At 72.2% G+C, this 24,076-nt stretch carries 23 protein-coding genes; 12 read left to right on the top strand and 11 right to left on the bottom strand.

The features are described from left to right. Nucleotides 1-6 precede the first annotated feature (6 nt). The 4 genes from ACXJKB_RS00330 to ACXJKB_RS00345 all read left to right on the top strand — a co-directional run bounded on the left by ACXJKB_RS00330 (nucleotide 7) and on the right by ACXJKB_RS00345 (nucleotide 3,718). Entirely contained in the window at nucleotides 7-1,116 is a 1,110-nt protein-coding gene (locus tag ACXJKB_RS00330; RefSeq protein WP_457184510.1) for an HpcH/HpaI aldolase/citrate lyase family protein, read from the top strand. Continuing rightward, nucleotides 1,113-1,982, top strand: a complete 870-nt coding sequence (locus tag ACXJKB_RS00335) for an HpcH/HpaI aldolase/citrate lyase family protein (RefSeq protein WP_457184511.1) — start codon at nucleotides 1,113-1,115, stop codon at nucleotides 1,980-1,982. The genes ACXJKB_RS00330 and ACXJKB_RS00335 overlap by 4 nt, the downstream gene beginning before the upstream one ends. Before the next feature lie 152 nt (nucleotides 1,983-2,134). Then, nucleotides 2,135-2,278, top strand: a complete 144-nt coding sequence (locus tag ACXJKB_RS00340; protein ID WP_186339411.1) for a hypothetical protein — start codon at nucleotides 2,135-2,137, stop codon at nucleotides 2,276-2,278. 126 nt (nucleotides 2,279-2,404) lie between these two features. After that, on the top strand, nucleotides 2,405-3,718 hold the full coding sequence (locus ACXJKB_RS00345) for an aminoglycoside phosphotransferase family protein (RefSeq protein ID WP_457184512.1): 1,314 nt from the start codon (nucleotides 2,405-2,407) through the stop codon (nucleotides 3,716-3,718). A gap of 29 nt (nucleotides 3,719-3,747) precedes the next feature. Here ACXJKB_RS00345 and ACXJKB_RS00350 read toward each other — a convergent pair whose 3' ends face one another. The 5 genes from ACXJKB_RS00350 to hutH all read right to left on the bottom strand — a co-directional run bounded on the left by ACXJKB_RS00350 (nucleotide 3,748) and on the right by hutH (nucleotide 9,249). Next, nucleotides 3,748-4,776, bottom strand: coding sequence for a M48 family metallopeptidase (locus tag ACXJKB_RS00350; RefSeq protein ID WP_457184513.1), 1,029 nt, complete (start codon nucleotides 4,774-4,776; stop codon nucleotides 3,748-3,750). 58 nt (nucleotides 4,777-4,834) lie between these two features. Next, nucleotides 4,835-5,416: a DinB family protein gene (locus tag ACXJKB_RS00355; RefSeq protein ID WP_457184514.1), complete on the bottom strand. Its 582-nt coding sequence runs from the start codon at nucleotides 5,414-5,416 to the stop codon at nucleotides 4,835-4,837. A 97-nt stretch (nucleotides 5,417-5,513) separates the two neighbouring features. Continuing rightward, a complete protein-coding gene (hutU, locus tag ACXJKB_RS00360) occupies nucleotides 5,514-7,229 on the bottom strand; it encodes a urocanate hydratase (protein WP_457184515.1) in 1,716 nt (571 codons plus the stop codon). A gap of 93 nt (nucleotides 7,230-7,322) precedes the next feature. Then, nucleotides 7,323-7,625 (bottom strand): hypothetical protein, encoded by a 303-nt coding sequence (locus ACXJKB_RS00365; RefSeq protein ID WP_457184516.1) that lies wholly within the window; start codon nucleotides 7,623-7,625, stop codon nucleotides 7,323-7,325. Nucleotides 7,626-7,710: 85 nt separating this feature from the next. Then, nucleotides 7,711-9,249, bottom strand: coding sequence for a histidine ammonia-lyase (hutH, locus tag ACXJKB_RS00370; RefSeq protein ID WP_457184517.1), 1,539 nt, complete (start codon nucleotides 9,247-9,249; stop codon nucleotides 7,711-7,713). A gap of 182 nt (nucleotides 9,250-9,431) precedes the next feature. Between hutH and ACXJKB_RS00375 the strand changes: the two genes are divergently transcribed. From ACXJKB_RS00375 to ACXJKB_RS00385, 3 genes are all read left to right on the top strand, one after another. Next, a complete protein-coding gene (locus tag ACXJKB_RS00375) occupies nucleotides 9,432-9,884 on the top strand; it encodes a hypothetical protein (RefSeq protein WP_457184518.1) in 453 nt (150 codons plus the stop codon). 84 nt (nucleotides 9,885-9,968) lie between these two features. Beyond that, nucleotides 9,969-10,649 (top strand): hypothetical protein, encoded by a 681-nt coding sequence (locus ACXJKB_RS00380; protein ID WP_457184519.1) that lies wholly within the window; start codon nucleotides 9,969-9,971, stop codon nucleotides 10,647-10,649. A gap of 12 nt (nucleotides 10,650-10,661) precedes the next feature. Then, nucleotides 10,662-11,426, top strand: a complete 765-nt coding sequence (locus ACXJKB_RS00385; protein ID WP_457184520.1) for an IclR family transcriptional regulator — start codon at nucleotides 10,662-10,664, stop codon at nucleotides 11,424-11,426. Here the strand turns inward: ACXJKB_RS00385 and ACXJKB_RS00390 are convergent. Continuing rightward, a complete protein-coding gene (locus ACXJKB_RS00390) occupies nucleotides 11,398-11,940 on the bottom strand; it encodes a class F sortase (RefSeq protein ID WP_457184521.1) in 543 nt (180 codons plus the stop codon). The genes ACXJKB_RS00385 and ACXJKB_RS00390 overlap by 29 nt on opposite strands. A 190-nt stretch (nucleotides 11,941-12,130) precedes the next feature. On the opposite strand from ACXJKB_RS00390, the gene ACXJKB_RS00395 reads away from it, so the two are divergent. Continuing rightward, a complete protein-coding gene (locus ACXJKB_RS00395; RefSeq protein WP_457184522.1) occupies nucleotides 12,131-14,722 on the top strand; it encodes a hypothetical protein in 2,592 nt (863 codons plus the stop codon). Nucleotides 14,723-14,738: 16 nt separating this feature from the next. Here ACXJKB_RS00395 and ACXJKB_RS00400 read toward each other — a convergent pair whose 3' ends face one another. From ACXJKB_RS00400 to ACXJKB_RS00420, 5 genes are read right to left on the bottom strand one after another with little or no spacing between them, the layout of a single operon-like run. Beyond that, on the bottom strand, nucleotides 14,739-15,746 hold the full coding sequence (locus tag ACXJKB_RS00400; RefSeq protein WP_457184523.1) for an ADP-ribosylglycohydrolase family protein: 1,008 nt from the start codon (nucleotides 15,744-15,746) through the stop codon (nucleotides 14,739-14,741). Further along, entirely contained in the window at nucleotides 15,743-16,222 is a 480-nt protein-coding gene (locus tag ACXJKB_RS00405; protein ID WP_457184524.1) for a hypothetical protein, read from the bottom strand. The genes ACXJKB_RS00400 and ACXJKB_RS00405 overlap by 4 nt, the downstream gene beginning before the upstream one ends. Continuing rightward, a complete protein-coding gene (locus ACXJKB_RS00410; protein WP_457184525.1) occupies nucleotides 16,219-16,671 on the bottom strand; it encodes a hypothetical protein in 453 nt (150 codons plus the stop codon). The genes ACXJKB_RS00405 and ACXJKB_RS00410 overlap by 4 nt, the downstream gene beginning before the upstream one ends. Then, entirely contained in the window at nucleotides 16,668-18,299 is a 1,632-nt protein-coding gene (locus ACXJKB_RS00415; protein ID WP_457184526.1) for a putative T7SS-secreted protein, read from the bottom strand. Before ACXJKB_RS00415 ends, ACXJKB_RS00410 begins: the two co-directional genes overlap by 4 nt. A gap of 1 nt (nucleotide 18,300) precedes the next feature. Further along, entirely contained in the window at nucleotides 18,301-18,624 is a 324-nt protein-coding gene (locus ACXJKB_RS00420; protein WP_457184527.1) for a hypothetical protein, read from the bottom strand. A gap of 122 nt (nucleotides 18,625-18,746) precedes the next feature. Here ACXJKB_RS00420 and ACXJKB_RS00425 point away from each other — a divergent pair, with 122 nt between their 5' ends. The 4 genes from ACXJKB_RS00425 (at nucleotide 18,747) to ACXJKB_RS00440 (ending at nucleotide 23,989) form a co-directional block, all read left to right on the top strand. Further along, nucleotides 18,747-19,067, top strand: coding sequence for a WXG100 family type VII secretion target (locus ACXJKB_RS00425; RefSeq protein WP_457184528.1), 321 nt, complete (start codon nucleotides 18,747-18,749; stop codon nucleotides 19,065-19,067). Then, nucleotides 19,064-19,363 carry a hypothetical protein gene (locus ACXJKB_RS00430; RefSeq protein ID WP_457184529.1) on the top strand — a complete coding sequence of 100 codons (300 nt, stop codon included), beginning with the start codon at nucleotides 19,064-19,066 and terminating at the stop codon, nucleotides 19,361-19,363. The genes ACXJKB_RS00425 and ACXJKB_RS00430 overlap by 4 nt, the downstream gene beginning before the upstream one ends. Before the next feature lie 127 nt (nucleotides 19,364-19,490). Further along, nucleotides 19,491-23,246 (top strand): heterodisulfide reductase-related iron-sulfur binding cluster, encoded by a 3,756-nt coding sequence (locus tag ACXJKB_RS00435; RefSeq protein ID WP_457184530.1) that lies wholly within the window; start codon nucleotides 19,491-19,493, stop codon nucleotides 23,244-23,246. Between the two features lie 194 nt (nucleotides 23,247-23,440). Next, nucleotides 23,441-23,989 (top strand): toxin-antitoxin system HicB family antitoxin, encoded by a 549-nt coding sequence (locus tag ACXJKB_RS00440; protein ID WP_457184531.1) that lies wholly within the window; start codon nucleotides 23,441-23,443, stop codon nucleotides 23,987-23,989. The last annotated feature ends 87 nt before the right edge of the window (nucleotides 23,990-24,076 follow it).

The raw sequence follows: 24,076 nt of genomic DNA on the forward strand, positions 1-24,076 counted from the left end.
GCGGCCATGACACGCCCCGCCAAGGACTTCTTCGCTCCGCTCGCCGTCGGTGCGCCCACGCCGCCGCGCGAGATCCCGGCCCGACCGAGTCGCGCCATCCACTTCTTCGATCCGGGCAACGAGAAGATGGCCGCCAAGGTGCCCGACATGGTCGGCACGGTCGACGTGCTGCTCGGCAACCTCGAGGACGCGGTGAAGGCGGAGAACAAGGAGAAGTCGCGCCAGGGCCTCGTCGACATCGGGAAGGCGACTCCCAATCTTGGGGGCACCGTCGGGCCTACGCAGTTCTGGACCCGGATCAACTCGCTCGACAGCCCGTGGGTGCTCGACGACCTCACCACCCTGGTGCCCGAGATCGGCGACAAGCTCGACGTGATCATGGTGCCGAAGGTGCAGGGCGCGGAGGACATCCACTACGTCGACCGCCTGCTCGCGCAGCTCGAGGCGAAGGCCGGCCTCGACCGGCCGATCCTGGTGCACGCGATCCTGGAGACGGCGCGCGGCGTGGCGAACATCGAGGAGATCTGCGCCGCCAGCCCGCGCATGCAGGGCCTGTCGCTCGGTCCGGCCGACCTGGCCGCGGACCGCCGGATGAAGACGACGCGGGTCGGTGGCGGGCACCCCGGTTACCTCGTCCGGCAGGACCCGGTGCGTGACGACCTCGGCGTGCCGCAGTACGACGCCCAGCGGACGTCGTACCAGCAGGACCTGTGGCACTACACGATCGCCCGCATGGTCGACGCGTGCGCGATGCACGGCATCTACCCCTACTACGGGCCGTTCGGCGACATCAAGGACACCGTCGCGTGCGAGGACCAGTTCCGCAACGCGTTCCTCCTGGGCTGTGTCGGCGCCTGGAGCCTGCACCCGGCGCAGATCACGATCGCCAACAAGGTCTTCTCCCCCAGCGTCGAGGACGTCGCCCACGCCCGGCGGGTGATCGCCGCGATGGGCGACGGCACCGGTGCAGTGATGATCGACGGGAAGATGGAGGACGACGCCTCGGTGAAGCAGTGCCAGGTGATGGTCGCGCTCGCCGCGGAGCTCGCCGCGATCGACCCCGAGCTGAAGAAGCAGTACGACGCCATCTCGGCGGACGGAGAGGTGCAGGCATGAGCGACTTCACCCCCCTCCGCTCGGTCCTCTACATGCCGAGCTCCAACGTGCGCGCGCTCGAGAAGGCGAAGACGATCGCCTGCGACGGCCTGATCCTCGACCTCGAGGACGCCGTGGCGCCCGACGCCAAGCCGGCTGCCCGCGAGGCGGCGGCCGCCGCCGCGGCCAGCGGCGACTACGGGCGTCGTACGGTCGCCGTCCGCGTCAACGGCCTCGGCACCGAGTGGCACGACGACGACATCGTCGCCGCCAGCCAGGCCGGGCCCGCAGCGATCGTGGTCCCCAAGGTCGACAGCGCCGACGACGTCGCGCGGCTGGTCACCGCGATGGAGAAGGCCGGTGCGCCCGACCACACCCGTCTCTGGGCCATGGTCGAGACCCCCGTCGCGATCCTCGACGCCCTCGCCATCGCGCGGGCCTCGGAGCGGATCGGTGCCTTCGTCCTCGGCACCAACGACCTGGTCAAGGAGCTGTTCGCCGAGCACGTGCCGGGGCGCGGGCCGATCCTGCCCAGCCTGCACACCGCCCTGCTCGCCGGCCGGGCCGCGGGCATCGCCGTCATCGACGGCGTCTACAACGACGTCAAGGACACCGAGGGCTTCCTCGCCGAGTGCGAGCAGGGCCGCCAGATGGGCTTCGACGGCAAGACGCTCATCCACCCCGGCCAGGTCGAGGGCGCCAACGCCGCCTTCGCCCCGAGCGAGCAGGCGGTCGAGGACGCCCGCGGCCTGATCGCCGCCTGGGAGGACGGCAAGGGGGCGGGTGTGGTGACCTTCAACGGCAAGATGGTGGAGAACCTCCACGTCGAGTCCGCACGTCGGACGCTGGCCATCGACGAGGCGATCAAGGCGCTCGGCACGGACTGAGCGCGCTCCTGTCAGGGTGGACAGAGCATGGACACACCTTCACCCGTAGGGAGGATCCGGCTTTGCGAACCGGGTCGGGGACCGCCAGAGTGATCCGGCCCGCCCAACGATGGGTCGGCCGCATCCCCCCGCATCACCTAGGAGGCACACCCATGATTGTCCTCGGACTGATCCTTCTCATCCTCGGACTCCTGCTCCCGCAGAGCATCCTGACGACCCTCGGCATCATCCTGATCGTCGTCGGCCTGGTGCTCAACTTCGTGCCGATCGGCGGCTCCTCCCGACGGGTCTGGTAGCGGCTCGCCACCACCTGGCGACACGGCCCCGGACACCACTGGTGTCCGGGGCCTAGCTGCGTCACAGGCCTCGTCAGACCGCATATTCGCGTGCCGGGCTCACGGGGACCGGGACACAATCCTCCGGTGACGACCGACGACCAGCAGGCGCCCGCCCGGACCCGGACCCACCACGTCGCGCTGGTCCACGACGGGACGGTGTGGTCGGAGGACGGCGCGCTGCCCACCTTCGTGCACGCGGACGAGGACGACGACCCGACCCGGACCGCGACCCGGCACGTGGCCGACGGCGTGCACGCCGCCCCGCCGATCCCGCTGCCGCAGCCCGACGAGTCCGTCCGGGCCGACCTCCTCCACGTGCTGGCGCTGAGGGGACATCCCGACGGTGTCGCCGGCGGCGCCTGGCTGCCGGTCGGCGACCTCGCCGAACCGTTCGGCGCGCGGGTCGGCACCGCACTGGCGCAGCACTCCGGCAGTGCGCCACGACAGCGACCCGACTGGTTCCAGGCCGGGTGGTACGACCGGGTCGAGGCCTGGATCGACGACTGCCTGAGCGCTCGCGGCCGACGGCGGACGGAGCCGGTCCGCACGCACCGCGTGTGGTCCATCTCCGCGGTGCTCGAGGTCCCGACGTCGGACGGCACCCTCTGGTTCAAGGCGTGCTGCGACCACTTCCGTGCCGAGGCCGCGATCCTCCATCGTCTCTCGCAGCGGCTGCCCGGCCTGGTGCCGATCGTGGTGGCGGCCGACGACGCGGAGGGCTGGCTGCTGATGGAGCCGCTCGCGGGCGCGTCCGACCGTGCCGAGGGCGCGGCCGAGGCGCTCGCGCCCGTGTGGGCAGCAGCCCAGCTCGCGTCGCTCGCCTGGCTCGACGAGCTCCGGGCGGCCGGCTGCCCGGACCGCGGCCTCGGGCCCACGCTGGCAGCCTGGCGCGACGTGCTGGCCCACGACCCCGAGATGGCGCTGCTGACCGAGGACGACCGTGCCGCGGTCCTCGGGGCGGCCGACGAGGTGGAGGAGCGCGTCCGGGAGTTCTGGAGCACGGGCCTGCCCGACACGTTGGCCCACGGCGACCTGCACCCCGGCAACGTGGCCTACGACGGTCAGACCCTCCGCCTGTTCGACTGGACCGACGCCTGCATCAGCCACCCGTTCCTCGACGGCAGCCACCTGGCGTACTTCGTCGCCTCCGACGACGCGGGCGCGGACGCCGATCAGCAGCTCGCCGCCTTCGCCGAGCCGTGGCGGGAGGCGTACCCCGAGGCCGACGTGGACCGCGCCCTGGCCCTGGCGCCGCTCGCCGACCTCGTCTTCCAGACCGTCACCTTCGCGGCGATCGCGGCCGCCACCGAGGACGGTGCGGGCGACTTCACCGGGACCGTGGCCTACCTGGTGAAGGCGTCGGCGCGACGGGTCGGCGCCCTTGCTGCCGAGACCTGACCCGCCGCCCCGGACGTCCGGGAGCGCGCTCAGGCGCTCTCGGGACCCCGGCGGAAGCGATCGTTGACCCAGGTGCTGGCCGTGCCCATCCAGCCGGCGAGGTCGTGCACCAGCTTGCCGAGGGTGTCCTGGGTGCGCTCGAACGACGCGGTGTAGCTCGTGGCCGCCTCCTGCGCAGCCGCGCTGACCGAGGCGGTGTCGTCGTCGGCCCGGCGCGGGTAGTCACCGCCGAGGATCGTCGTGTACGCGCCCGAGTCGATCCAGCGCCGCAGCTCGGTGGCCCGGACGACGGCGAACGGGTGGCTCTGCTGCTGCAGCAGCGAGAGCTTGATCAGGGACTCGCGGACGTCGCCGCCCTCGTCGTACTGCGCCCCCTGCTGGAGGAACGACGTGACGTCGAGCTCGTCGAGCGTGCCCCCGCTGGCGATCTTCATGTGCGTGCGCAGGGCCGCGGTCGGGTCCTGCGTGGCCAGCAGGCCGGCACGGTCGGCGGAGAGCTCGGCCTTGCGCGACCACTCCAGCAGTCCGACGGTCACCATCCGGATACCGATCGCGCCGCCGGGCAAGGCGTAGAGCAGCCCGCCGAGGCCGAGGAGCCGCATCAGCAGGGTGCGGTAGACCGCGTGCCCACTCACGGCGTGGCCGAGCTCGTGGCCGATCACGAAGCGCATCTCGTCGTCGTCGAGGTGGTGCACCAGACCCGACGAGAGCACGATGATCGGCCGGTCCATGCCGACCGTGGCGGCACTCAGCGCGGGGTCGGCCGCGACGTACATCTCGGGAAGGTCGCTGACGTCGAGGCTCCGACCGACCTCCGCGAGCAGACGGTGGAGCCGCGCGAACTGGCGCTCGTCGACCAGCACCGCGGACCCGAGCAGCGTCAGCCGCCAGGCCCGCTCCCGGAACACCCCCGACATGGTCTTGAGCAGCACGTCGAAGCCCTTGAGCTTGCGCAGTGCGACGAGTGCGCCCTTGTCCGCCGGGTGTTCCCACGCGCGCGAGCTGATGTCCGTGAGCACGGCGCGCGAACGCGCCGGCTTCTTCTCCCCCGATGCCATGGAGGGATCCTGACGTACGCCGCCGCGAAAGTCAGCCGTTCGCGAGGACGCCGTCCCCTCAGGCGGCCGCCGCGCGGGCGGTCGCCTCGATCTGCGCCCGCCGGTCGGCCCAGAACGCCGCGTCGTGCCCGTCCGCCGCCATCGCCTCCGCGTCGGTGCCGACCGCTCCGTCGAGCTCCTCGCGGAGGATGTCGGCGTGGCCCGCGTGCCGGCTGGTCTCGGCGAGCAGGTGCACCAGGACGTTGAACAAGGGCACCTCGGCGTCACCCCACCACTCCACCCGGCCGACCGCGTCGAGGTCGAGCGCCGCCACCGTCGCGTCGCCGTGCGCCCACACGCGCCGGTAGCGGTCGACGACCTCGCTGCGCGACTCGTCCGCGGTCGCCCACATGTCGTCGAGCCGGTCCGCCTCCACGTCCCACCGGGGCAGCGGCTCGGGGAAGGGACGGTCGAAGACCTCGCCGAGGTAGCGCGCCTCCCAGGTCGCGAGGTGCTTGACCAGCCCGAGGAGGTTGGTCCCGGTGACGGTCCGCGGGCGCCGTACGTCGTACTCCGACAGGCCGTCGAGCTTGGCGAGCACCGCCTGGCGCTCGTGCTTCAGGTAGGAGTGCAGGTTGGCCTTCGCGGCGTCGGCGTCCATGGGGCTGCACCCTGTCATCAGCGACGCCTCTGTTGGGGAACCATCGGCACCTCGATCGGCCCATGCCTGATGCCGTTGGTTCCCCACGCGGGTGGCCTCAGTCGCGCATGGGCACGCGGACCCCGCGCTCGTCGGCGACCTCGATCGCGCGGTCGTAGCCCGCGTCGACGTGGCGGATGACGCCCATGCCCGGGTCGTTGGTCAGGACGCGCTCGATCTTCTCCGCCGCGAGGTCCGTGCCGTCGGCGACGGTGACCTGACCGGCGTGGAGCGAGCGGCCGATGCCGACGCCGCCGCCGTGGTGGAAGGAGACCCAGGTGGCGCCGGATGCGGTGTTGACCAGTGCGTTGAGGATCGCCCAGTCGGCGATGGCGTCGGACCCGTCGAGCATCGCCTCGGTCTCGCGGTAGGGCGAGGCGACCGAGCCGCAGTCGAGGTGGTCGCGGCCGATCACGATCGGCGCCGTGAGCTCGCCGCTGGCGACCATCTCGTTGAACTTCGCCCCGGCCTTCGCGCGGTCGCCGTAGCCCAGCCAACAGATCCGTGCCGGCAGCCCCTGGAACTGCACCCGCTCGCTCGCCATGTCGAGCCACGCGTGCAGGCGGGCGTACTCCGGCTTCTCGTCGGCCGGGAAGAGCTCCTTGATGGCCCGGTCGGTGGCGTAGATGTCCTCGGGGTCACCGGACAGCGCGGCCCAGCGGAACGGGCCCTTGCCCTCGCAGAAGAGCGGTCGGATGTAGGCCGGCACGAAGCCGGGGAACTCGAAGGCCCGGTCGTAGCCGCCCTTGCGAGCCTCGTCGCGGATCGAGTTGCCGTAGTCGAAGACCTCGGCGCCCGCGTCCTGCAGCTCGACCATCGCCCGCACATGGCGGGCCATCGACTCCTGGCTGCGCTTGGTGAACCCGCGCGGGTCCTCGGTGCGCTCGCGCTCCCAGTCGTCGTACGACGTCCCTGCCGGCAGGTAGAAGAGCGGGTCGTGCGCGGAGGTCTGGTCGGTGACGATGTCGACGAGCGGGCCGTCACCCTGCTCCTGCCGCTCGAGGTGGCGCTCGAGGATCTCCGGCAGCACCTCGGCAGCGTTGCCGAGGAGGCCGATCGACAACCCGCGCCGCTCGGCGCGTGCCTCGAGCGCGAGCTCGAGCGCGTGGTCGAGGTCGCGCGCCTGGACGTCGAGGTAGCGCGTCTCGAGCCGGCGGTCGATGCGGTGCTGGTCGCACTCGATGCAGATGGCCACGCCGTCGTTCATCGTCACGGCGAGCGGCTGGGCGCCGCCCATGCCGCCGAGGCCCGCGGTGACGGTGATCGTCCCGGCCAGCGTCTCGCCGAACCTCTTGTCGGCGATGGCGGCGAACGTCTCGAACGTGCCCTGGAGGATCCCCTGGGTGCCGATGTAGATCCACGAGCCGGCGGTCATCTGGCCGTACATCGTGAGGCCGAGGTCCTCGAGCCTGCGGAACTCCTCCCAGTTGGCCCAGTCGCCGACCAGGTTGGAGTTGGCGATCAGCACGCGCGGCGCCCACGCGTGGGTGCGCATCACGCCGACGGGCTTGCCCGACTGCACGAGCAGGGTCTCGTCGTCCTCGAGGTCGCGCAGGGTGCGCACGAGGGCGTCGTACGCCTCCCAGCTGCGCGCGGCCTTGCCGGTGCCGCCGTAGACGACGAGGTCCTCGGGGCGCTCGGCGTTGTCGGGGTCGAGGTTGTTCATCAGCATCCGCAGCGGCGCCTCGGTCTGCCACGACTTCGCGGTCAGCCCGGTGCCGGTGGCGGCGTGGATGGGCAGGCGGGGGTTGCCGTGAGGAGCGTCCGTGGTCATGCCCTCATCAAAACGCCGCGGCGTCGGCCACGGAAAGAGGCCGACCCGGTTCGCAGTCTGTGATCCGAGACTGCCCGCTCGGGAGCGACGCGCTCAGCGGCCGCCGTTGCGGGCGCGCGCCCAGGCCCGCGCAGAGCTCATCAGCTCGTCACGGGTGATGTAGGAGTCAGCCGGTCGAAGGTGGGGCCGCACCTTGCGCACGCCGTCGGAGCACAGCGCGTCGTTGTGCCAGTTGTCGTCCATCGTCGGGGCCCACCAGCACTTCCACGGGCCAGCCGCCGACGGTGCCGCGGCGGGACGCGGGCTCGCCGCTACCGGCAGCGCGTGAGCAGCGGGGCCGACTACGGCCGCGCCGAGGATCCCCGTCAGGACGATGCCGCACATGCTCCTTCTCACGAGATGTGACCGTAGTGCCCGTGACGCGCCGCGTCCCCGGAACGGCACACCGGCACAGGTGCGGACCGGACGTCGCGTCGCGGCCTCAGGCCAGCTGGCCGAGCACGCTCTCGGCGGCGGCGAGCACGGCGCCGGACTGGACGAGGTCGACGGCGGCCTCGATCTCGGGCGAGAGGTGGCGGTCGGGGCCGGGGCCGGCGATGCCGTTGCTGCGGAGGAGGTCGACGACCGCACCGGTGGCCGGCGACGGGGTGAGGGGCGCGCGGAGGTCGAGCGCGCGAGCCGCGGTCAGCACCTCGACGGCGACCACCCGCGACAGCCCGTCGACGGACCGGCGCAGCTTGCGGGCGGCGTTCCAGCCCATCGACACGTGGTCCTCCTGCATCGCGCTGGAGGGGATGGAGTCCACCGACGCCGGGACCGCGAGCCGCTTCATCTCCGAGACGATCGAGGCCTGGGTGTACTGCGCGATCATGTGCCCGCTGTCGACCCCCGGGTCGGCGGCGAGGAACGGCGGCAGCCCGTGGCTGCGCGACCGGTCGAGGAAGCGGTCTGTCCGTCGCTCGCTGATCGACGCGACGTCGGCGGCGACGATCGCGAGGAAGTCGAGCACGTAGCCGACCGGCGCCCCGTGGAAGTTGCCGTTGGACTCGACGCGGTCGCCGACCACCACGGGGTTGTCGATCGCGCTTGCGAGCTCGCGGCCGGCGACGGTCGCGGCGTGCTCGACGGTGTCACGGGCAGCCCCGTGCACCTGCGGCGAGCAGCGCAGTGAGTAGGCGTCCTGGACGCGGTTGCAGTCGCCGGTGCGGTGCGAGGCCACGATCGCGGAGCCGGCCATCAGCGAGGTCAGGTTGGCCGCCGACAGGGCCTGGCCGGGGTGGGGGCGGATGTCCTGGAGCTCGGCGGCGAAGACCCGGTCGGTGCCGAGCTGCGCCTCGACGCTCATCGCCGCGGCGACGTCGGCGGTACGCAGCAGCATCCGCAGGTCGGTGATCGCCATGACGAGCATGCCCAGCATCCCGTCGGTGCCGTTGATGAGCGCGAGGCCCTCCTTGGCGACCAGCTCCACGGGCTCGAGGCCGACGGCCGCGAGGGCGTCCGCGGCCGGCACCAGCGTGCCGTCGGCGTCACGGACGTCGCCCTCCCCCATCAGCGCGAGCGCGCAGTGCGAGAGCGGCGCGAGGTCGCCGGAGCAGCCGAGCGAGCCGTACTCCCGCACCACCGGGGTGATGCCGTGCGACAGCAGGTCGGCCATCAGCTGCGCGGTCTCGCGGCGTACGCCGGTGCGACCCGTCGCGAGCGTCGACAGCCGCAGCAGCATCAGTGCCCGCACCACCTCGCGCTCCACCTCGGGACCGGAGCCGGCGGCGTGGGACCGCACGAGCGACCGCTGCAGCTGAGCGCGCATCTCGGTCGGGATGTGGCGGGTGGCGAGGGCGCCGAAGCCGGTGCTGACGCCGTAGGTCGGCGTCTCCGCGGCGGCGAGCGCCTCGACCACCCCGCGGGCACGGTCGATCGCGGACAGCGCGTCGTCGGTGAGGACGACGGGGGCGCCCTCACGGGCGACGTGGACGAGGTCGTCGAACGAGACGGGGCCGACCCCGACGTGAACGGTCTGCATGCACCTCATCCAACGCCTGTCGGCGGGGCGCCGCCAGAGGCCAGCGACGGGTGCAGTCTCGCATCCGAGACCGGATCACTCACCCGTACGGAGGGCACCGAAACGGGCGGCGCGTGGCACGGTGGAAGGCGTGCGGTCCGCCCGGGCCGCGCATGCAAGCCCGAGAACCAAGGAGGTCCCCGATGGACGCGACGACATGGATCATCGTCCTGGTCGTGGTGCTGGTCGTGGCGGCGCTCGTCGCCTGGCTGGTCGCCCAGCAGCGGAAGAAGAAGCAGCACGAGCACGCCGAGCAGCTGCGGACCGAGGCGCAGGAGCACGCCCGGGACATCCCGGAGACCCAGGTGCAGGCCAAGGAGGCCGAGGCCGAGGCCGAGCGCGCGCGGCTCGAGGCTGAGCGCGCCCAGGCCCGTGCCCGCGAGGCCCAGGTAGCGGCCACCCAGCAGCAGGCGGTGCACGAGGACCGGCTCCGCACGGCCGACCAGGTCGACCCGCGCGTGGACACCTCGTCCGACGACTACGCCCCCGGTACGACGGGTGACGGCCGCAGCACCGCGACGCACGACCCCGACACGGTGCTCGACGCGGACGACCCGCGCCGCACGGACGGGACCGACGGCACCCGCCGCACCTGATCCGCGCGCCTCGCGACGCAACGCAGGACAGGGACGGCCGGTGCTGGAAGACTGGCCGCCCCTGTCCCGTGAAAGAGGAAGCCCGTGACCACCCTCATCATCGTCCTCGTCATCATCGCCGTCGTGATCGCTGTGGCAGCGTTCCTCGCCCGGAAGAAGAACCGCGAGGCCAACGTCGCCCGCGCCGACCAGCTCCGCACCCAGGCCGCGACGCAGGCGCAGTCCACGATCGCCCCCGCCCAGGAGCGCGCGGCCGCCGCTGAGGCCGAGGCCGAGCAGGCCCGCGCCGCAGCCGCCAAGGCCGAGGCGGAGGCCCACGAGGCCCGACTGGCCGCGCAGCAGATCGAAGCGACCCACGAGGGACAGGTCCGCGCGGCCGACCGGGTCGACCCGCGCGTCGACCACAAGGCCGACGACTACGCGCCCCAGGTCCCCGGCACCGCCGACCACACCCCCACCCCGCCGTCGGAGGTCAACGCCGAGCCGACCGAGCAGCCCGTGACCGAGCCGACCGCTGCCGAGCCGACTCCGACGGAGCCGACCACCACCGAGCAGCCCGTGTCCGAGCCGGCTCCCGAGCAGCCCGCCGCCGAGCAGCCCGCCGCCGAGCAGCCGGCCACCTCGGAGACCGGGGACGGCACGCAGGACGGCCGGGCCCCGCTGCTCCCGCGCCGCACCCCGGGCGCCAACGAGATGCCCGGCAAGCCGATCGAGCAGACCGACACCGGCGGCGGCTGGTTCACCAAGGGATCCGACAAGTCCTGATCGCGGACCCCCGTGAGCCAGGTCCCCGCAGCGACGCGCACCCTGCGGGTGCTGCGGTTCCTGGCCACGCAGGCCGACCCGGTCCCCCTCGACCGGATCGTGCGCGCGTGCGACCTGCCGCGCAGCACGGCGTACCACCTGCTCAACACGATGATCGACGAGGGCTTCGTCGTGCACCTGCCCGACGAGCACCGCTACGGGCTCGGCGTGGCCGCCTTCGAGGTGGGCAGCGGCTTCACCCGCCAGGAGCCGCTGGCCCGCCTGGCGCGCCGGCCGCTCGCCGAGCTCGTCGACCGGACCGGGCACGGCGCCCACCTGGCGGTGCTCCACGGACGCGACGTCCTCTACGTCATCGAGGAGCGGGCACCCGGGCGGCCGCCGCTGGTCACCGACGTCGGCGTACGCCTGCCCGCCCACCTGACCGCCTCCGGTCGGACCATCCTCGCCGCGCTGCCGGCCAGCCAGGTCCGTGCGCTGTATCCCGACCGGGCCGCGTTCGTCGACCGGCACGGCAAGGGCCCGTCGTCGTTGAGCGCCCTGCGCACCGTGCTGTCCGAGACGCGGCAGCGGGGCCACGCGACCGAGGACGGCGAGGTGACGCCCGGGCTGCAGAGCGTGGCGGCTGCCGTGCTCGACCACAACGCCCACCCGGTGGCCGGGGTGGCGGTGACCTTCCCCAGCGACGCCGGTGACGTCGACGCGATCGCGACTGCCGTGACCATGACGGCCGCCCGGCTGACCCGGCGGGTCAGCGGGAGGGCAGCAGGCGCGCGTTGACGATGATCCGGGTGCGGTAGACGCCGGTCAGGTCGTTGCGGTCGCCGCACGTGATGAGGACCAGGCGCGGGGCGCCGCGATCACTGAAGAGCCCGGCGACGGCCGAGCGCGTCATCCCGGAGACCCGACGCACGCGGGTCACCTCGAAGCGGTTGCGTCCCACGACGACGTGGTTGCCGGGGCGCAGCTGGCCGAGGTCGTCGAACACCCCGTGCCCCTGGGACCACGTGTGCCCTGCCAGGACGGCGCTCCCCTCCTGGCCGGGCAGCACGCCCGAGCGCCAGCGGTAGACGTCGCGGACGCTCCGCCCGATCGCGAGGTGGCCGGCCCGCGTCACGCCGACCGGGATGATCCCGGCGTCCACGCCGAGCGCCGGGATCGAGAGCCGGCCGAGCGCCGCGGACCGATCGGTCCCGTCGGCGGCGGTCGTCACCGGACCGGCACCCGCGGGCGCACCCGCGAGCACGGCCGCCGCGACCAGCACGACGACCAGCAACCTGCGCATGCCCCACATCGCTCGACCCCTCCGTCAGCCCCGCCGGACGAGCCCCCTCCTCCGGCGCTCGGAGGCTACGCCCGCGCGGGTGTCCGTGAGTCGATCTTCGAGCAATGTGGGAGGAGCCTTCGAGCAGGCGGACCGAGCCGGGCAGCGTGACCCGCGGGGCGGCGCCCTCGTTGAGCGGGGACGACGACAAGGAGCACCCGTGGAGCCGACACCCCGTCACGTGCAGCGCATCGCGATCTCCCTGCTGACCGCGGGAGGGTTGGTGGTGGGCGGATTCGTCGCCGCCGCGCCGACGGGGACCGGGCGCGGCGACCTGCCGTCGACCTACGACGCGCAGGCCCGCGAGCGGGCCGAGGTGCGCGCCGAGCGGCGGCCGCACACCCACCGCGACGGCGCGACCGGCACCGCCTACGACACCGTGGAGACCGCGGCGGTCACCGGCGACGGCCACGTGCACGACGACCCGTCGACCAAGAACGCCGTCAGCCGCAGCGGCGAGGCGGCCGCGGCACCGGACCGCACCACCCCACGACAGCGCGCGGCCAGCCTCGCCCGGGTCGCGGAGCAGCGCACGCAGCACGAGCCGCGGCTCACCGGCGTACCCCTGCGGAGCAAGCGCCGAGCGGTCCCCGAGAGCGTGTACGCCATGGCCGGGGGTTGCTACCGCCTCGCGGGCAGCCGGCTGACGTTCCAGGCGACCGGGCTCGGCTCCTACCTCCTCTACGCCCCCGACCGCACCTTCCTCGCCGCGTCGGGGACCGACGGCGCGGGCCCTGCGACCGAGCCGTCACCGCTGGCGGACTGGACCGTGAAGAAGGTCGGCAGGGGCCGGTTCACCTTCACCCTCGCAGACGGCCGCTCGCTGCGGCGGGCGGACAGCGGCCTGGCCACTGGGGCGGCCGAGGCCTTCGCGCTGCGTCGTACGACCGGGTGCGCCGCGTTCCCCGAGGTCGGCACCAACGTGCGGGGCCGCCCGTTCGGTGGCGTCTCGTCCTTCCAGGAGGTCCGCGGCTGGGTCGACCCGCACGTCCACGGGCAGACCCACGAGTTCCTCGGCGGCCGCGTGATCTGCAGCCCGCCCTTCCACCGCTACGGCGCACCCGCCGCCCTCGTCGACTGCCCCGACCACCAGGTCGCCGACGGCCGCGGTGCGGCGCTCGAGGACGTGCTCGCCGACAAGACCCCGGGCACCGGCCACGACCCGGTCGGCTGGCCGACGTTCTCCTACTGGCCCAACCCGCACTCGCTCACGCACCAGCAGGTCTACTACCGGTGGCTCGAGCGCAGCTGGCGCGCCGGCCTGCGCATCCACACCAGCCTGCTGACCGAGAACCACGTCCTCTGCACGGTCTACCCGCTCAAGAAGAACTCGTGCGACGACCGCGACTCCGTGCGCCTCCAGGCCAAGGGGATGCGCGCGATGCAGGACTACATCGACGCGCAGTACGGCGGTCCCGGCCGCGGCTGGTACCGCATCGTCACCAACCCGTTCGAGGCGCGGAARGTCATCAACCAGGGCAAGCTCGCCGTGGTGATGGGCATGGAGACGTCCGTGCCGCTGGGGTGCAACGTCCAGCTCGGGCGACCCACCTGCACCGAGGAGCAGATGCTCGCGGAGCTCGCCGAGATGAAGCGGCTCGGCGTCAGCCAGATGGAGCTCACCAACAAGTTCGACAACGCCTTCACCGGCGTGGCCGGCGACGCCGGGACCACCGGCACGCTGACCAACAGCGCCAACTTCCTCAGCACCGGGTCCTTCCTGCGGATGCAGCAGTGCCCCGCCGCCTACCCCGCCGGCACCGAGGACCGGCTCCAGTCGCCGAACCTGGGCGACCTCGACAGCCTGGGCGGCGGCCGGCAGGCCACCCCCGACCAGGACGCGATCTTCGGCGCCATCTGGAAGCTGTTCGGCGACCTGGGCGTGCAGCCGGCGCCCGTCTACCCGGCCGGCCCGCACTGCAACCAGCTCGGGCTCAGCCCGCTCGGCGAGCGGCTCATCTCGGCGATGATCGACCAGCGGATCCTCTTCGACCCGGACCACATGAGCGTCGCCGGACGCAACGCGGCCCTCGACTACCTCGAGCAGCAGCAGGCCGCCGGTCGCCCCGTGGGCGTCGTGTCGTCCCACTCGTGGTCCACGCCCGACGCCTACCCACGGATCTACCGCCTCGGTGGCTTCGTCGCGCCCTACGCCGGCGACTCGACCGGCTTCGTGGAGAAGTGGCGCCAGCACCTCGGCTGGACCGACCCCCGCTTCTACTTCGGCTTCGGCTTCGGGTCCGACATGAACGGCTTCGGCGCGCAGGGCGACCCACGCGGCGTCGACGCGGCCGACCCGGTGACGTACCCCTTCACCGGTCTCGGTGGCGTCCGGGTCGACCGGCAGCGCAGCGGCGAGCGGGTGTACGACGTCAACTCCGACGGCGTCGCGCACTACGGGCTGTACGCCGACTGGGTCGAGGACGCCGAGCACGTGGCGGGTGCCGACGGGCCGGCGCTCGGGGCCGACCTGGCCCGCGGCGCCGAGGCCTACCTCCAGACCTGGGAGCGCGCGTGGGGCCTGGCCCCCGACTCGTGCCGCAACCCGGGCCTGCGGACGTCCGTGAAGCGGTTCACCCGCGCCGCGGGCACCGGGATCGGCGTCCGCGCCCTCATGCGACGGGTGGGTCAGCCGTGGCAGCGCCTCGGCCGCGAGCTCACCTACTGCGCGAAGGAGCCGGGCAGGAAGCGGGTGCTGATGACCGTCGAGCTGTCCCGCTCCGGCAAGGTGACGGGCGTAGGCCGCGGCTGAGCAGTCAACGGCGCCTTCACGACGGGACCCGATGAGCGGCCGCGTCCGCGGCTCCGCGTTCGACCACCCGCCGAGCGAGGTCGCGCAGGTCGTCGGCCCGCAGGCCGGGCCACCCGTGCACGGCCTCGAGCCAGTCCGCGGGCAGGGCCGACGCCCCGTGGGCCGCGCCGAGAAGTGCCCCGGCGATCGCGGCGACCGTGTCGGTGTCGTCGCCCGCGTGCACCGCCGCCACGAGCGAAGCGACGACCGGCGGTCCGTCGCCGACCGGATGGCGGATCGCCGACCACGCCGCTTGGAGGGCGGTGACGACGTAGCCGTTGGGCGCGAACGCGGACGGCGTACGACGCTCGGCGTCAGCGATCCAAACCGCCCACTGCTCCCGTCGGGCGAGCGGCACGACGTCGACGAGCCCGACCAGGTCGGGCAGCGCGCCGTCGAGGACGGCCAGCCGGATCGCGTGGCACCACAGCACGCACGCGTCTCCTGCGAGCGGGTCGTGGTGGGTCGCCTCCGAGACCCATCGTGCGACGAGCGTGAGCATCGCCGGGTCGTCGAGGAGGGCGAGCGCGACCGGGCCCGTGCGCATCAACGACCCGTTGCCGGCTGTCCGTCCGGTGCGGTGGTGGAGGCCGGTGGACGCCGAGGCCGCAGCCGACCACGCTCGCCGGGCTTCCTCGCCCGCCACGGCCCCGAGCACCTGCCGCGTCTGCGTGCCGACATCGGTGGCTCCCGCAGCGAGCCAGTCGACCCACCCGGTGACGATCGCGTCGAGCGCGTCCACCGTCCGCAGCCCGCGGTCGGCGGCCACCCGGGCGATGACGACGGCCATCTGGGTGTCGTCGCTCCACTCGCCCGGCGCGTAGGGCCCGAGGCCGCCGCCGATCATCCGCGGCACCTCGCCGCGACCCAGTGGCGCCGAGCCGAACTCGTACGGCACCCCGAGGGCGTCGCCGCACGCAGCGCCGAGGAGCACGCCCTCGATCCGGTCGGCCCGGGCGGCGTCGCCGTCGTCCGGCAGCGTCACGCGATGTCGCCGGCGAACTTGCCGGGGATGGGCTGGGGCACCGGCTCGCGCAGCTCGGCCTCCAGGATCGCGCGTCCGATCTCCTCCTGGAGCGCGGCGAAGTCGACGGGCGGAGGCTCGGCCTCGGGGACGAACTCCTCGACGATCGTCACGCCGAGGTCCTTGACCCTCACGCGCGTGACCAGCGTGAAGATCGTGCCCGGCAGGAAGACGACCTCGTGCTCGTGACGGGCTGCCGAGAACTGCTCGATCCCCCGGCCCGCGCGGCTGAGGATCGCGTAGACGGCCTCCGTGCTGAAGTTCTCGGTCGCGACGCGCGGGTCGCGCGAGGTGGACAGCAGCGTCTCGGTGACGTGGGCCCGCCCCGCCCACCGCTCGTGGCTGCGCGCCTCGCAGCCCCGGAAGACGACGCCCTCGTGCGGCGGCAGCTGCTCGAGCGTCGCGAAGAAGGCTTCCAGGTCGGGTGTCTGCGTCACGGCTGACCCTCCATGTTGGTCTGCAGGCTCCACCGGGCGCTGGCGCCCGAGCCGTCACCGTGCCGTGCGACGACGGGCACGGTCAACGTCTCGACCCGCACCCGGCCCCGGTCACCGGGAGCCCACTGCTCGCCGTCGGCCCGGGTGCAGGCCCACGTGGTGCCCTCGACGTCGACCAGCAGCTCGTCCTGCCCCCGTGCGGGTCGGACGCCGCCCAGCGTGCCCTCGACCTGCACGCCGTCGCCGCGGTCGACGAGCACCCGTTCGCCGGCTCGGGTGTGGAACATGTAGGCGACGAGGTTCCAGTGGGGGTGGTCGTCCTGCTTGGCGCGGTTGAACTCCGGCAGCGGGTCGTCCTTGTGCGCCTCCTTGGCAGCGGCCCAGTCGCGGGCGGCCCAGTCGGCGATCTCCTCCGGGGTCATGTCGCCCAGGTCGTCGCGACCGCTCACGGGATCTCCCTCACCACCAGYTGCCGGACCCCGTCGGGCCCGATCGTGTTGCTGAGCACCTCGAACTCGGTGCCTCCCTTGAACAGGATCTCAGCCTCGGACTTGGCCGCGGAGAACGGGCCCACGTTGCTGCCCGAGTGACCGTCGATCGTGATCCGGGTGGGGTTGTCCTTGCCGGGGTTCATGAACCCCTCGGCGACGTTGGGGTTGGTCGAGCTGCTGGTGAAGGCGCGGTCGGAGTAGTTGCCGCCGTTGTTGATGTTGTCGACCACGGAGTCGGGCAGGTTGGTGGCCCGGTAGGTGGTGCCGTCGTACTTCGGCAGCTGGTCGAGGCCCTTGTTGGTGGCGTCGATCCGCTCCTGCACGCTCAGCTCGTTGGGGCCGATCTCGCGCATGTTGCCGTTCATCACGTCGTAGCCGTCGTTGGTCGTGTAGTCCCAGATGCCACGGACGCCCTCGCGGTCGAGCTCCGGGTGCTGCTGGGTCACCTCGTCCAGCCACGGCTCGAGGGCCGGGTCGTCGAGGGTGCGACCGACGCCCTGCGGCGACGGGGTGACGTCGTCGTACCTGCTCAGGTCGGAGAGGTTGTCCAACCGGTTGAGGTCGGACAGGTTGTCGAGCTTGTTGAGGTCCGACAGGTTGTCGAGCTTGTTCAGGTCGGCCAGGTTGTCGAGCTTCGACAGGTCGGACAGCCCGTCCAGCAGGTCCATCCCGCCCTTCGCGCCTCGGGTGGCCAGCGCGCCGGTGCCGGCGGTCGCGACGGCGGCGACGGCGTCGGGGACGAGGTGGCCGATCGCGCGGGCCGGGTCGTCGGCCCACGTGTCCCAGTCGAGCAGCGACTTGCCGAGCTCCTTGCCGAAGCCGACCGGGTCGGTGGTCAGGCCCGTGTAGATGCCCTGGGCCATCGACCACGCGTTCTCGGCCGAGAGCTCGTACTTCTTCATCAGCTCCTCGGGCGTGAGGTCGCCCGTCGCGAGCTTGTAGGAGTCGATGACCATGTTGACGGGGCTGAAGGGCACCATCGTCAGCAGGTCCCACACCGCCTCGCCGGCGCCCTCGAAGATGCCTCCGACGAACTTGAGGCCCGACTCCAGCCAGTTGGGCTCCTCCGGCGCGTCCGCGCACCCGGCGCGCACCTCACCCGCACACACCGCCGCGGCGTTGTCGAGGTCGGCCCTCGCGGCGTTCAACGCGCCCAGCGCCTCCTGCTGGATCGGGTCGCCCCAGTCGACGAACGGCTCGGCCTGGTCGGTGCCGCCACTGCTCCAGTAGGACCGCATCCGGCCCATGTAGGAGTCGTACTGCGTGCGCGCGCTCGCCGACTCCCGCTCCCCGCGCTCGTACTCGGCCTTGGCCTCGGCGGCTCGCCGCTGCGCGTCCTCGAGGGCGCCGGCGTAGGTCGTCAGGCCGCCGGAAGCCTTCTTGAAGCCGTTGCCCGCCTTGACCCAGCGGTCCGGCTCGAGGTCGTGCGCCTCGCGGAACTCGTCGGCGGCGCGACCGGTCCACCCGGACACGTCGATCTTCCCCAGCGCGTCACCGGTGTCGTAGAAGAGCTGGCCCTTCTGCTCCATCGTGAGGGCCTTGGCCCGGACGTTGCCGGGATTGCCCTCGATCACGAAGTCCGGCACGTCACATGACCTTGATCCCGGCGATGGTGCCCTTGAGCGCGGACAGGGCGTCGTAGCCGGCCTTGTCGGTCTCGAAGTAGTTCATCGCGATCTTGCCCAGGCGCCCGGACATCTCCTCGACGTCCTGGCAGAGGTTGTTGACGCCCTCCTCCCAGCGGTTCTTGAACTCGTCGAGGGCGTCCCACACGGCGTCGCTCCCCACGTCGCCCTTGCCGGGGACGAGGTCCTCGACGTCCTTGTCCTTGAACAGCTGGACGGTCTCGCTGAGCCCCTGGGCGGCCTGGCCCATGCTCTCGAGGTCGACCTCGTAGTCGTACGACGGCATGAGGTCCCGATTCCCCTCTGGCCGGTCTCTCAAACCGGGAAGGACGTTCTGGCTCCGGGGTGTGTGAGCGGGCGGCGCACGGGGTAGGAAGGGGTGATCGATCCCAGCGAGAGGGGGCGGCCGTGGCCGTCGGACTTGTCTACTCCGAGATGCAGGCGGCGGCGCAGGCCGTGGCCGACGCGGTGGAGCCGTTGCAGACGACCCTGCAGGAGCTCGGTGCCACCATCGAGACCGAGGCCGGCAAGGGGTTCAAGGGCCAGGCAGCAGCCGGCTTCGGCGAGGCGATCAACGAGTGGTTCGACGTCGCCATCACCCTCGGCCCGATCCTCGACGGTTACGCCCAGAGCCTGATGTACGTCGCCCAGGAGCACGCCACCAACGACGTGACCCAGGCCGAGCGGGCGGGCAACCTCGCGGACCGCCTGGGCGGTGGTCCCCGGTGAGCGACCGCGGACTCGTCGTCCACCAGGGCTCCCTCTCCACGCTGGAGACCGCCCTGGCCGACGCCACCACCCAGATCACCACGCAGATCGCCGAGCTCCTCGAGCGGGTCGAGTCGCTCACGCCCGGCTGGGACGAGTCGAGCGAGTCGCACATGGCTCAGCTGGAGCACCAGCAGAAGCTCCGCGACGGCGTGAAGCGGCTCACCGATGCCCTCGACCAGATCAAGGCGAAGGTCGCGAGCTACCGCGAGGACGCCCGTGAGATCGAGGTCGAGAACGTCGCGATCGTGAACTGATCGCCCGCCCGCACGACGCCAAGTTACCTGCGGGTAGGATTCTTCTCACTCCGCAGGGCCCTGCCGTCGGCATGTTGGGCGGCCCTAGGCTGCGGCTCTGTACGCCCCTACCGAGGAGCAGCACTTCATGCAGATCTTCGCGATCGTCCTGTCGTTCGCACTGACCGTCGCCGCAGTGGCCATGCTGGTCCCGGCCGTACGGCGCATGCTGGGCGTCATCCGGAGCGGCCAGCCGGCCCCCGGGCGCAGCGACAACCCGACCGGTCGCACGCTCACGATGCTCAAGGAGACGTTCCTCCACACCCGGATGCTGCAGTGGCACTGGGTCGGCATCATGCACTGGTTCGTCTACGCGGCGTTCCTGTTCCTCAGCACCGCGGTCCTGGCGGCGTACTTCCAGCTCTTCAAGCCCGACTTCGCCTGGCCGCTCATCGGCCACTGGTACCCCTACGAGTGGTTCAGCGAGCTGATCGGCCTGCTCAGCACGGTCGGCATCGTCTACCTGATCATCTACCGGCAGAAGCACCACCCGCGCTCCGAGGGCCGGCGCAGCCGCTTCTTCGGCTCGACCTTCTGGCAGGCCTACTTCGTCGAGGCGCTGGCACTGCTCGAGGGCTCGGCGATCCTCTTCGTCCGCGCCGCCGAGTGGAAGCTGGACGAGGAGGTCGGGCGCTCCCACTACCCGATCTCGTCCTGGATCGGCGACGCGATCTACCCCGTCGACGAGTCGTCGCTCCACAACCTCATCTACTTCATCGCGGCCTTCAAGATCGCGCTGGCGATGATCTGGCTGATGGTGATCGCCCGCAACATCACCATGGGCATCGCGTGGCACCGCTTCACCGCGTGGTTCAACATCTACTTCAAGCGCGAGCCCGACGGCAGCACCGCGCTCGGCGCGATGAAGCCGCTCACCTCCGAGGGCAAGGCGATCACCCTCGACGACATCGACGACCTCGACGAGGACTCCGTGCTCGGCGTCGGCAAGGTCGAGGACTTCTCCTGGAAGGGCATCCTCGACTTCACCACCTGCACCGAGTGCGGTCGCTGCCAGTCGCAGTGCCCCGCCTGGAACACCGAGAAGCCGCTCTCCCCCAAGCTCCTCATCACCAGCCTGCGCGACCACGCGTACGCCAAGCACGACGGTGTCGAGGCCCACGCCGAGCGCGAGCTGGTCGGCGTCGGTTCCAAGGGCGAGACCGCCGGTGCGGGCACCGACGTGCTCGACTACTTCTACAACCCCGCCGACGGCGACTTCGTCATCGACGAGGACGTGCTGTGGAGCTGCACCTCGTGCGGCGCCTGCGTCCAGCAGTGCCCGGTCGACATCGAGCACGTCGACCACATCATGGACATGCGGCGCTACCAGCTGCTCGTGGAGTCCAACTTCCCGGCCGAGCTCAACCAGCTGTTCAAGGGCCTGGAGAACAAGGGCAACCCGTGGAACATGTCCGCCAGCGCGCGGATGGACTGGGCCAAGGGCCTGGAGTTCGACGTCCCGGTCGTCGGTGAGGACCTGGAGTCCCTCGAGTCGGTCGACTGGCTGTTCTGGGTCGGCTGCGCCGGGGCGTACGAGGACCGTGCCAAGAAGACGACCCGGGCGGTCGCCGAGCTGCTGGACATGGCCGGGATCTCCTTCGGCGTGCTGGGCAACGGCGAGACCTGCACCGGCGACCCGGCACGTCGCGCCGGCAACGAGTTCGTCTTCCAGGGCCTGGCCCAGCAGAACGTCGAGACGTTCAAGGAGTACAAGGTCAAGAAGGTCGTCTCGACCTGCGCCCACTGCTTCAACACGCTCAAGAACGAGTACAAGGACTTCGGCATCGAGCTCGAGGTCGTGCACCACACGCAGCTGCTCAACCGCCTCGTGCGCGAGGGGAAGCTGACGCCCGTCAAGGACGGCGCGGGCGCCGCGAAGCGCTCGATCACCTATCACGACCCGTGCTACCTCGGCCGTCACAACCAGGTCTACTCGCCGCCGCGCGAGCTGCTCGAGATCCTCCCGGGTGCCGAGTTCGTCGAGATGGAGCGCAACTCCGAGCGCTCCTTCTGCTGCGGCGCCGGTGGCGCGCGCATGTGGATGGAGGAGAACCTCGGCGAGCGGATCAACATGAACCGCACCAGGGAGGCCGTCGGCACCGGCGCCGACCAGATCGCCGTCGGGTGCCCGTTCTGCCGGGTGATGCTCGCCGACGGGCTGACGTCGCAGCAGGCGTCGGGCGAGGCCCGCGAGGAGGTCGAGGTCCTCGACGTCGCGCAGATGCTGCTCGCGTCCGTCAAGGGCGAGCAGGCGACCAAGGCCGCGCCGGGCTCGGCGCCCGCCGCTGCTCCGGCCGCTGCGTCCGCTGGTGCTGGTGCTGCTGCCGCTGGTGGGACCGCCACCGATGTGGCGACCAAGGACGAGCCGGAGGCAGGTGACGTCACCGTCACCGAGGACACCGTCACCGAGACCGCCGACGTCGGTCCCGCCGCCAAGGCGTCCGGCGGCTCGTCGCTCTTCGACACCCCGGCTCCCGAGGAGTCGGCCCCCGCCGCCGCGCCGGCGTCCTCCGGATCGCTGTTCGACACCCCTGCGCCCGCTGAGGCGCCCGCAGCCAAGGCGGACGAGAAGGCCCAGGAGAAGCCGGCCGAGGCGTTCTCCGGCGGGTCGCTCTTCGACACCCCGGCCCCGGAGCCGGCGGCACCGAAGGACGAGGCGCCTGCCGAGGAGAAGCCCGCCGCGGAGAAGCCCGTGGCCCAGCCGACGACAGACCTCGGCTCCGGTGGCTCGCTCTTCGACCTCGGCACCCCCGAGCCGGAGCCCGCCCCTGCCGCGACCCCGCCGGCAGCCACGGCCGAGCCCGCCGCCGCCGAGGAGAAGGCCGCCCCCGCGCCGACCGCGGACCTGGGCAGCGGAGGCTCGCTCTTCGACATCGCGGCTCCCGAGCCGGTCGCTTCCGAGCCGGCAGCCGCCGCTCCGGTCGCTTCCGAGCCGGCAGCCGCCGAGCCCGAGGCCACCGACGAGGCCGCCGCCGAGGCGACCCCGGCAGCCCCGGCGGAGCAGGAGCCTGCGGCCGCAGTGGCCGTTGAGTCTCCCAGCGACTCAACGCCCAGCACGCCTGCCGCACCCGCCCCCCAGGTGGACCTCGGCAGCGGGTCGCTCTTCGACCTCCCGGCCCCCGAGCCGGCAGCCGCCGCACCCGCCGCCGCCGAGCCCGAGGCCGCAGTGGACCTTGAGTCTCCTGGAGACTCAAAGGCCAGCGAGCCCACTGAGCCAGTCGCTGAGGCGGCCACCGAGGCGGAGCCGACGGGTGCCGAGCCGGCGCCCGCGAGCGGTACGACGTCGACGCCGGCGACGGACGTGGACCTGTCGAGCCTCGGGTCGCTGTTCGACCTCGAGGTGGCTGCGACCCAGCCGGCAACCCAGCCGGCAGCCAGCCCCGCGCCGGCCGAGGCCGCCGGGGACGTTGAGTCTCCCAGCGACTCAACCGCCAGCGCGCCCGCCGAGGTGGCAGCTGAGCCCGACACGGCAGCTGCGCCGGAGGCGACGTCCGAGCCCGAGCCGGAGCCGCAGGCCGAGTCCCCGTCGGCACCGCCGAGCGGGGCGGACCTGAGCCAGGCGGCCTTGTTCCGCGACCCCGACGACGCAACGGCACCGGCCGAGCCCGAGCCGGCCGAGCTCGAGGCTGAGCCCGAGCAGGCCGAGCCTGCGCCCGCGAAGGACCCGGAGACCGTGCTCGACGCGGACGACGCCGACAGCGAGCCCGCAGCCGAGGCCTCGGCGGACGCGAGCGACGTACCCCCGACCACGGAGGACGAGCCCACGCCCGCCTCCGACGGCCAGGCTCACACGCCGCGGACAGATGTCGACATCAGCGGTTCGGGCTCGCTCTTCGACCTCTGAGGCCAGCTCGACCGACGGGGTTGTCAGGCTCTCGCTGAACTTGTCGGCCCGTGCATGGGCCGACAAGCTCAACGATCCCCGGCTGACCGGGGATCGCTGAGTAGCGGCCGCAGAGCAGGTGTGACGTCACCGCGACGTCAGATGACATCACAAAGGCATTGACATGACATCACTGTGATGTCAGAGTGGTGCACATGGACATCACCCCGTACGTCGACAGCCTCCGACGCGACCTCGTGGCCGCATCCGAGGCCGGCAGCGACGAGCTCAAGCAGGCTGCCGAGCGCCTGGCGTACGCCCTCGACCCGAGTGCCCGCCTCGCGCTGATGGAGGCCATCTCCCACGCCGCAGCCGAGATCACCGCCGAGCTCCCCGACGGCAGCGTCGACGTCCGACTGGTGGGCCGCGAGCTCGACTTCGTCGTCGAGGTCACGCCCCAGGCCGCGATGCCCGAGCCGCCCCCGCCGCCGGCACCCCCGGCGCCGCTGGAGGAGGAGGCCGGTGACCTGGCCCGGATCACCCTCCGCATCCCCGAGGGCGTCAAGGCCCGGGCCGAGGAGAAGGCGGCCGCGGCCGGGCAGAGCCTCAACACCTGGATGGTCAACGTGGTGCGCGCCGCCACCAACGACCACTCCATCAACGTCGACATCGACCTCAGCAGCGTCCCCTTCGTCGGCTACGACCCGTTCGCAGGCAACCGCAGGCAGGGGCAGGGCAACCGCCGGATGAGCGGCTGGCTCTGACCACCACGACCTGACGTCCCGGGGCCTCCGCGCCCCACCACCCATCGCTCCACGGACCGGCACCGCCGGCCCGGTGGGCGAGCACAC

Source organism: Nocardioides sp. P5_E3, assembly GCF_054049275.1.

Coding starts and splice junctions, on each gene's coding strand:
- ACXJKB_RS00330 (WP_457184510.1), top strand. CDS start 7: ATGACACGCCCCGCCAAGGACTTCTTCGCTCCGCTCGCCGTCGGTGCG.
- ACXJKB_RS00335 (WP_457184511.1), top strand. CDS start 1,113: ATGAGCGACTTCACCCCCCTCCGCTCGGTCCTCTACATGCCGAGCTCC.
- ACXJKB_RS00340 (WP_186339411.1), top strand. CDS start 2,135: ATGATTGTCCTCGGACTGATCCTTCTCATCCTCGGACTCCTGCTCCCG.
- ACXJKB_RS00350 (WP_457184513.1), bottom strand. CDS start 4,776: ATGGCATCGGGGGAGAAGAAGCCGGCGCGTTCGCGCGCCGTGCTCACG.
- ACXJKB_RS00355 (WP_457184514.1), bottom strand. CDS start 5,416: ATGGACGCCGACGCCGCGAAGGCCAACCTGCACTCCTACCTGAAGCAC.
- hutU (WP_457184515.1), bottom strand. CDS start 7,229: ATGACCACGGACGCTCCTCACGGCAACCCCCGCCTGCCCATCCACGCC.
- hutH (WP_457184517.1), bottom strand. CDS start 9,249: ATGCAGACCGTTCACGTCGGGGTCGGCCCCGTCTCGTTCGACGACCTC.
- ACXJKB_RS00375 (WP_457184518.1), top strand. CDS start 9,432: ATGGACGCGACGACATGGATCATCGTCCTGGTCGTGGTGCTGGTCGTG.
- ACXJKB_RS00390 (WP_457184521.1), bottom strand. CDS start 11,940: ATGTGGGGCATGCGCAGGTTGCTGGTCGTCGTGCTGGTCGCGGCGGCC.
- ACXJKB_RS00420 (WP_457184527.1), bottom strand. CDS start 18,624: ATGCCGTCGTACGACTACGAGGTCGACCTCGAGAGCATGGGCCAGGCC.
- ACXJKB_RS00435 (WP_457184530.1), top strand. CDS start 19,491: ATGCAGATCTTCGCGATCGTCCTGTCGTTCGCACTGACCGTCGCCGCA.
- ACXJKB_RS00440 (WP_457184531.1), top strand. CDS start 23,441: ATGGACATCACCCCGTACGTCGACAGCCTCCGACGCGACCTCGTGGCC.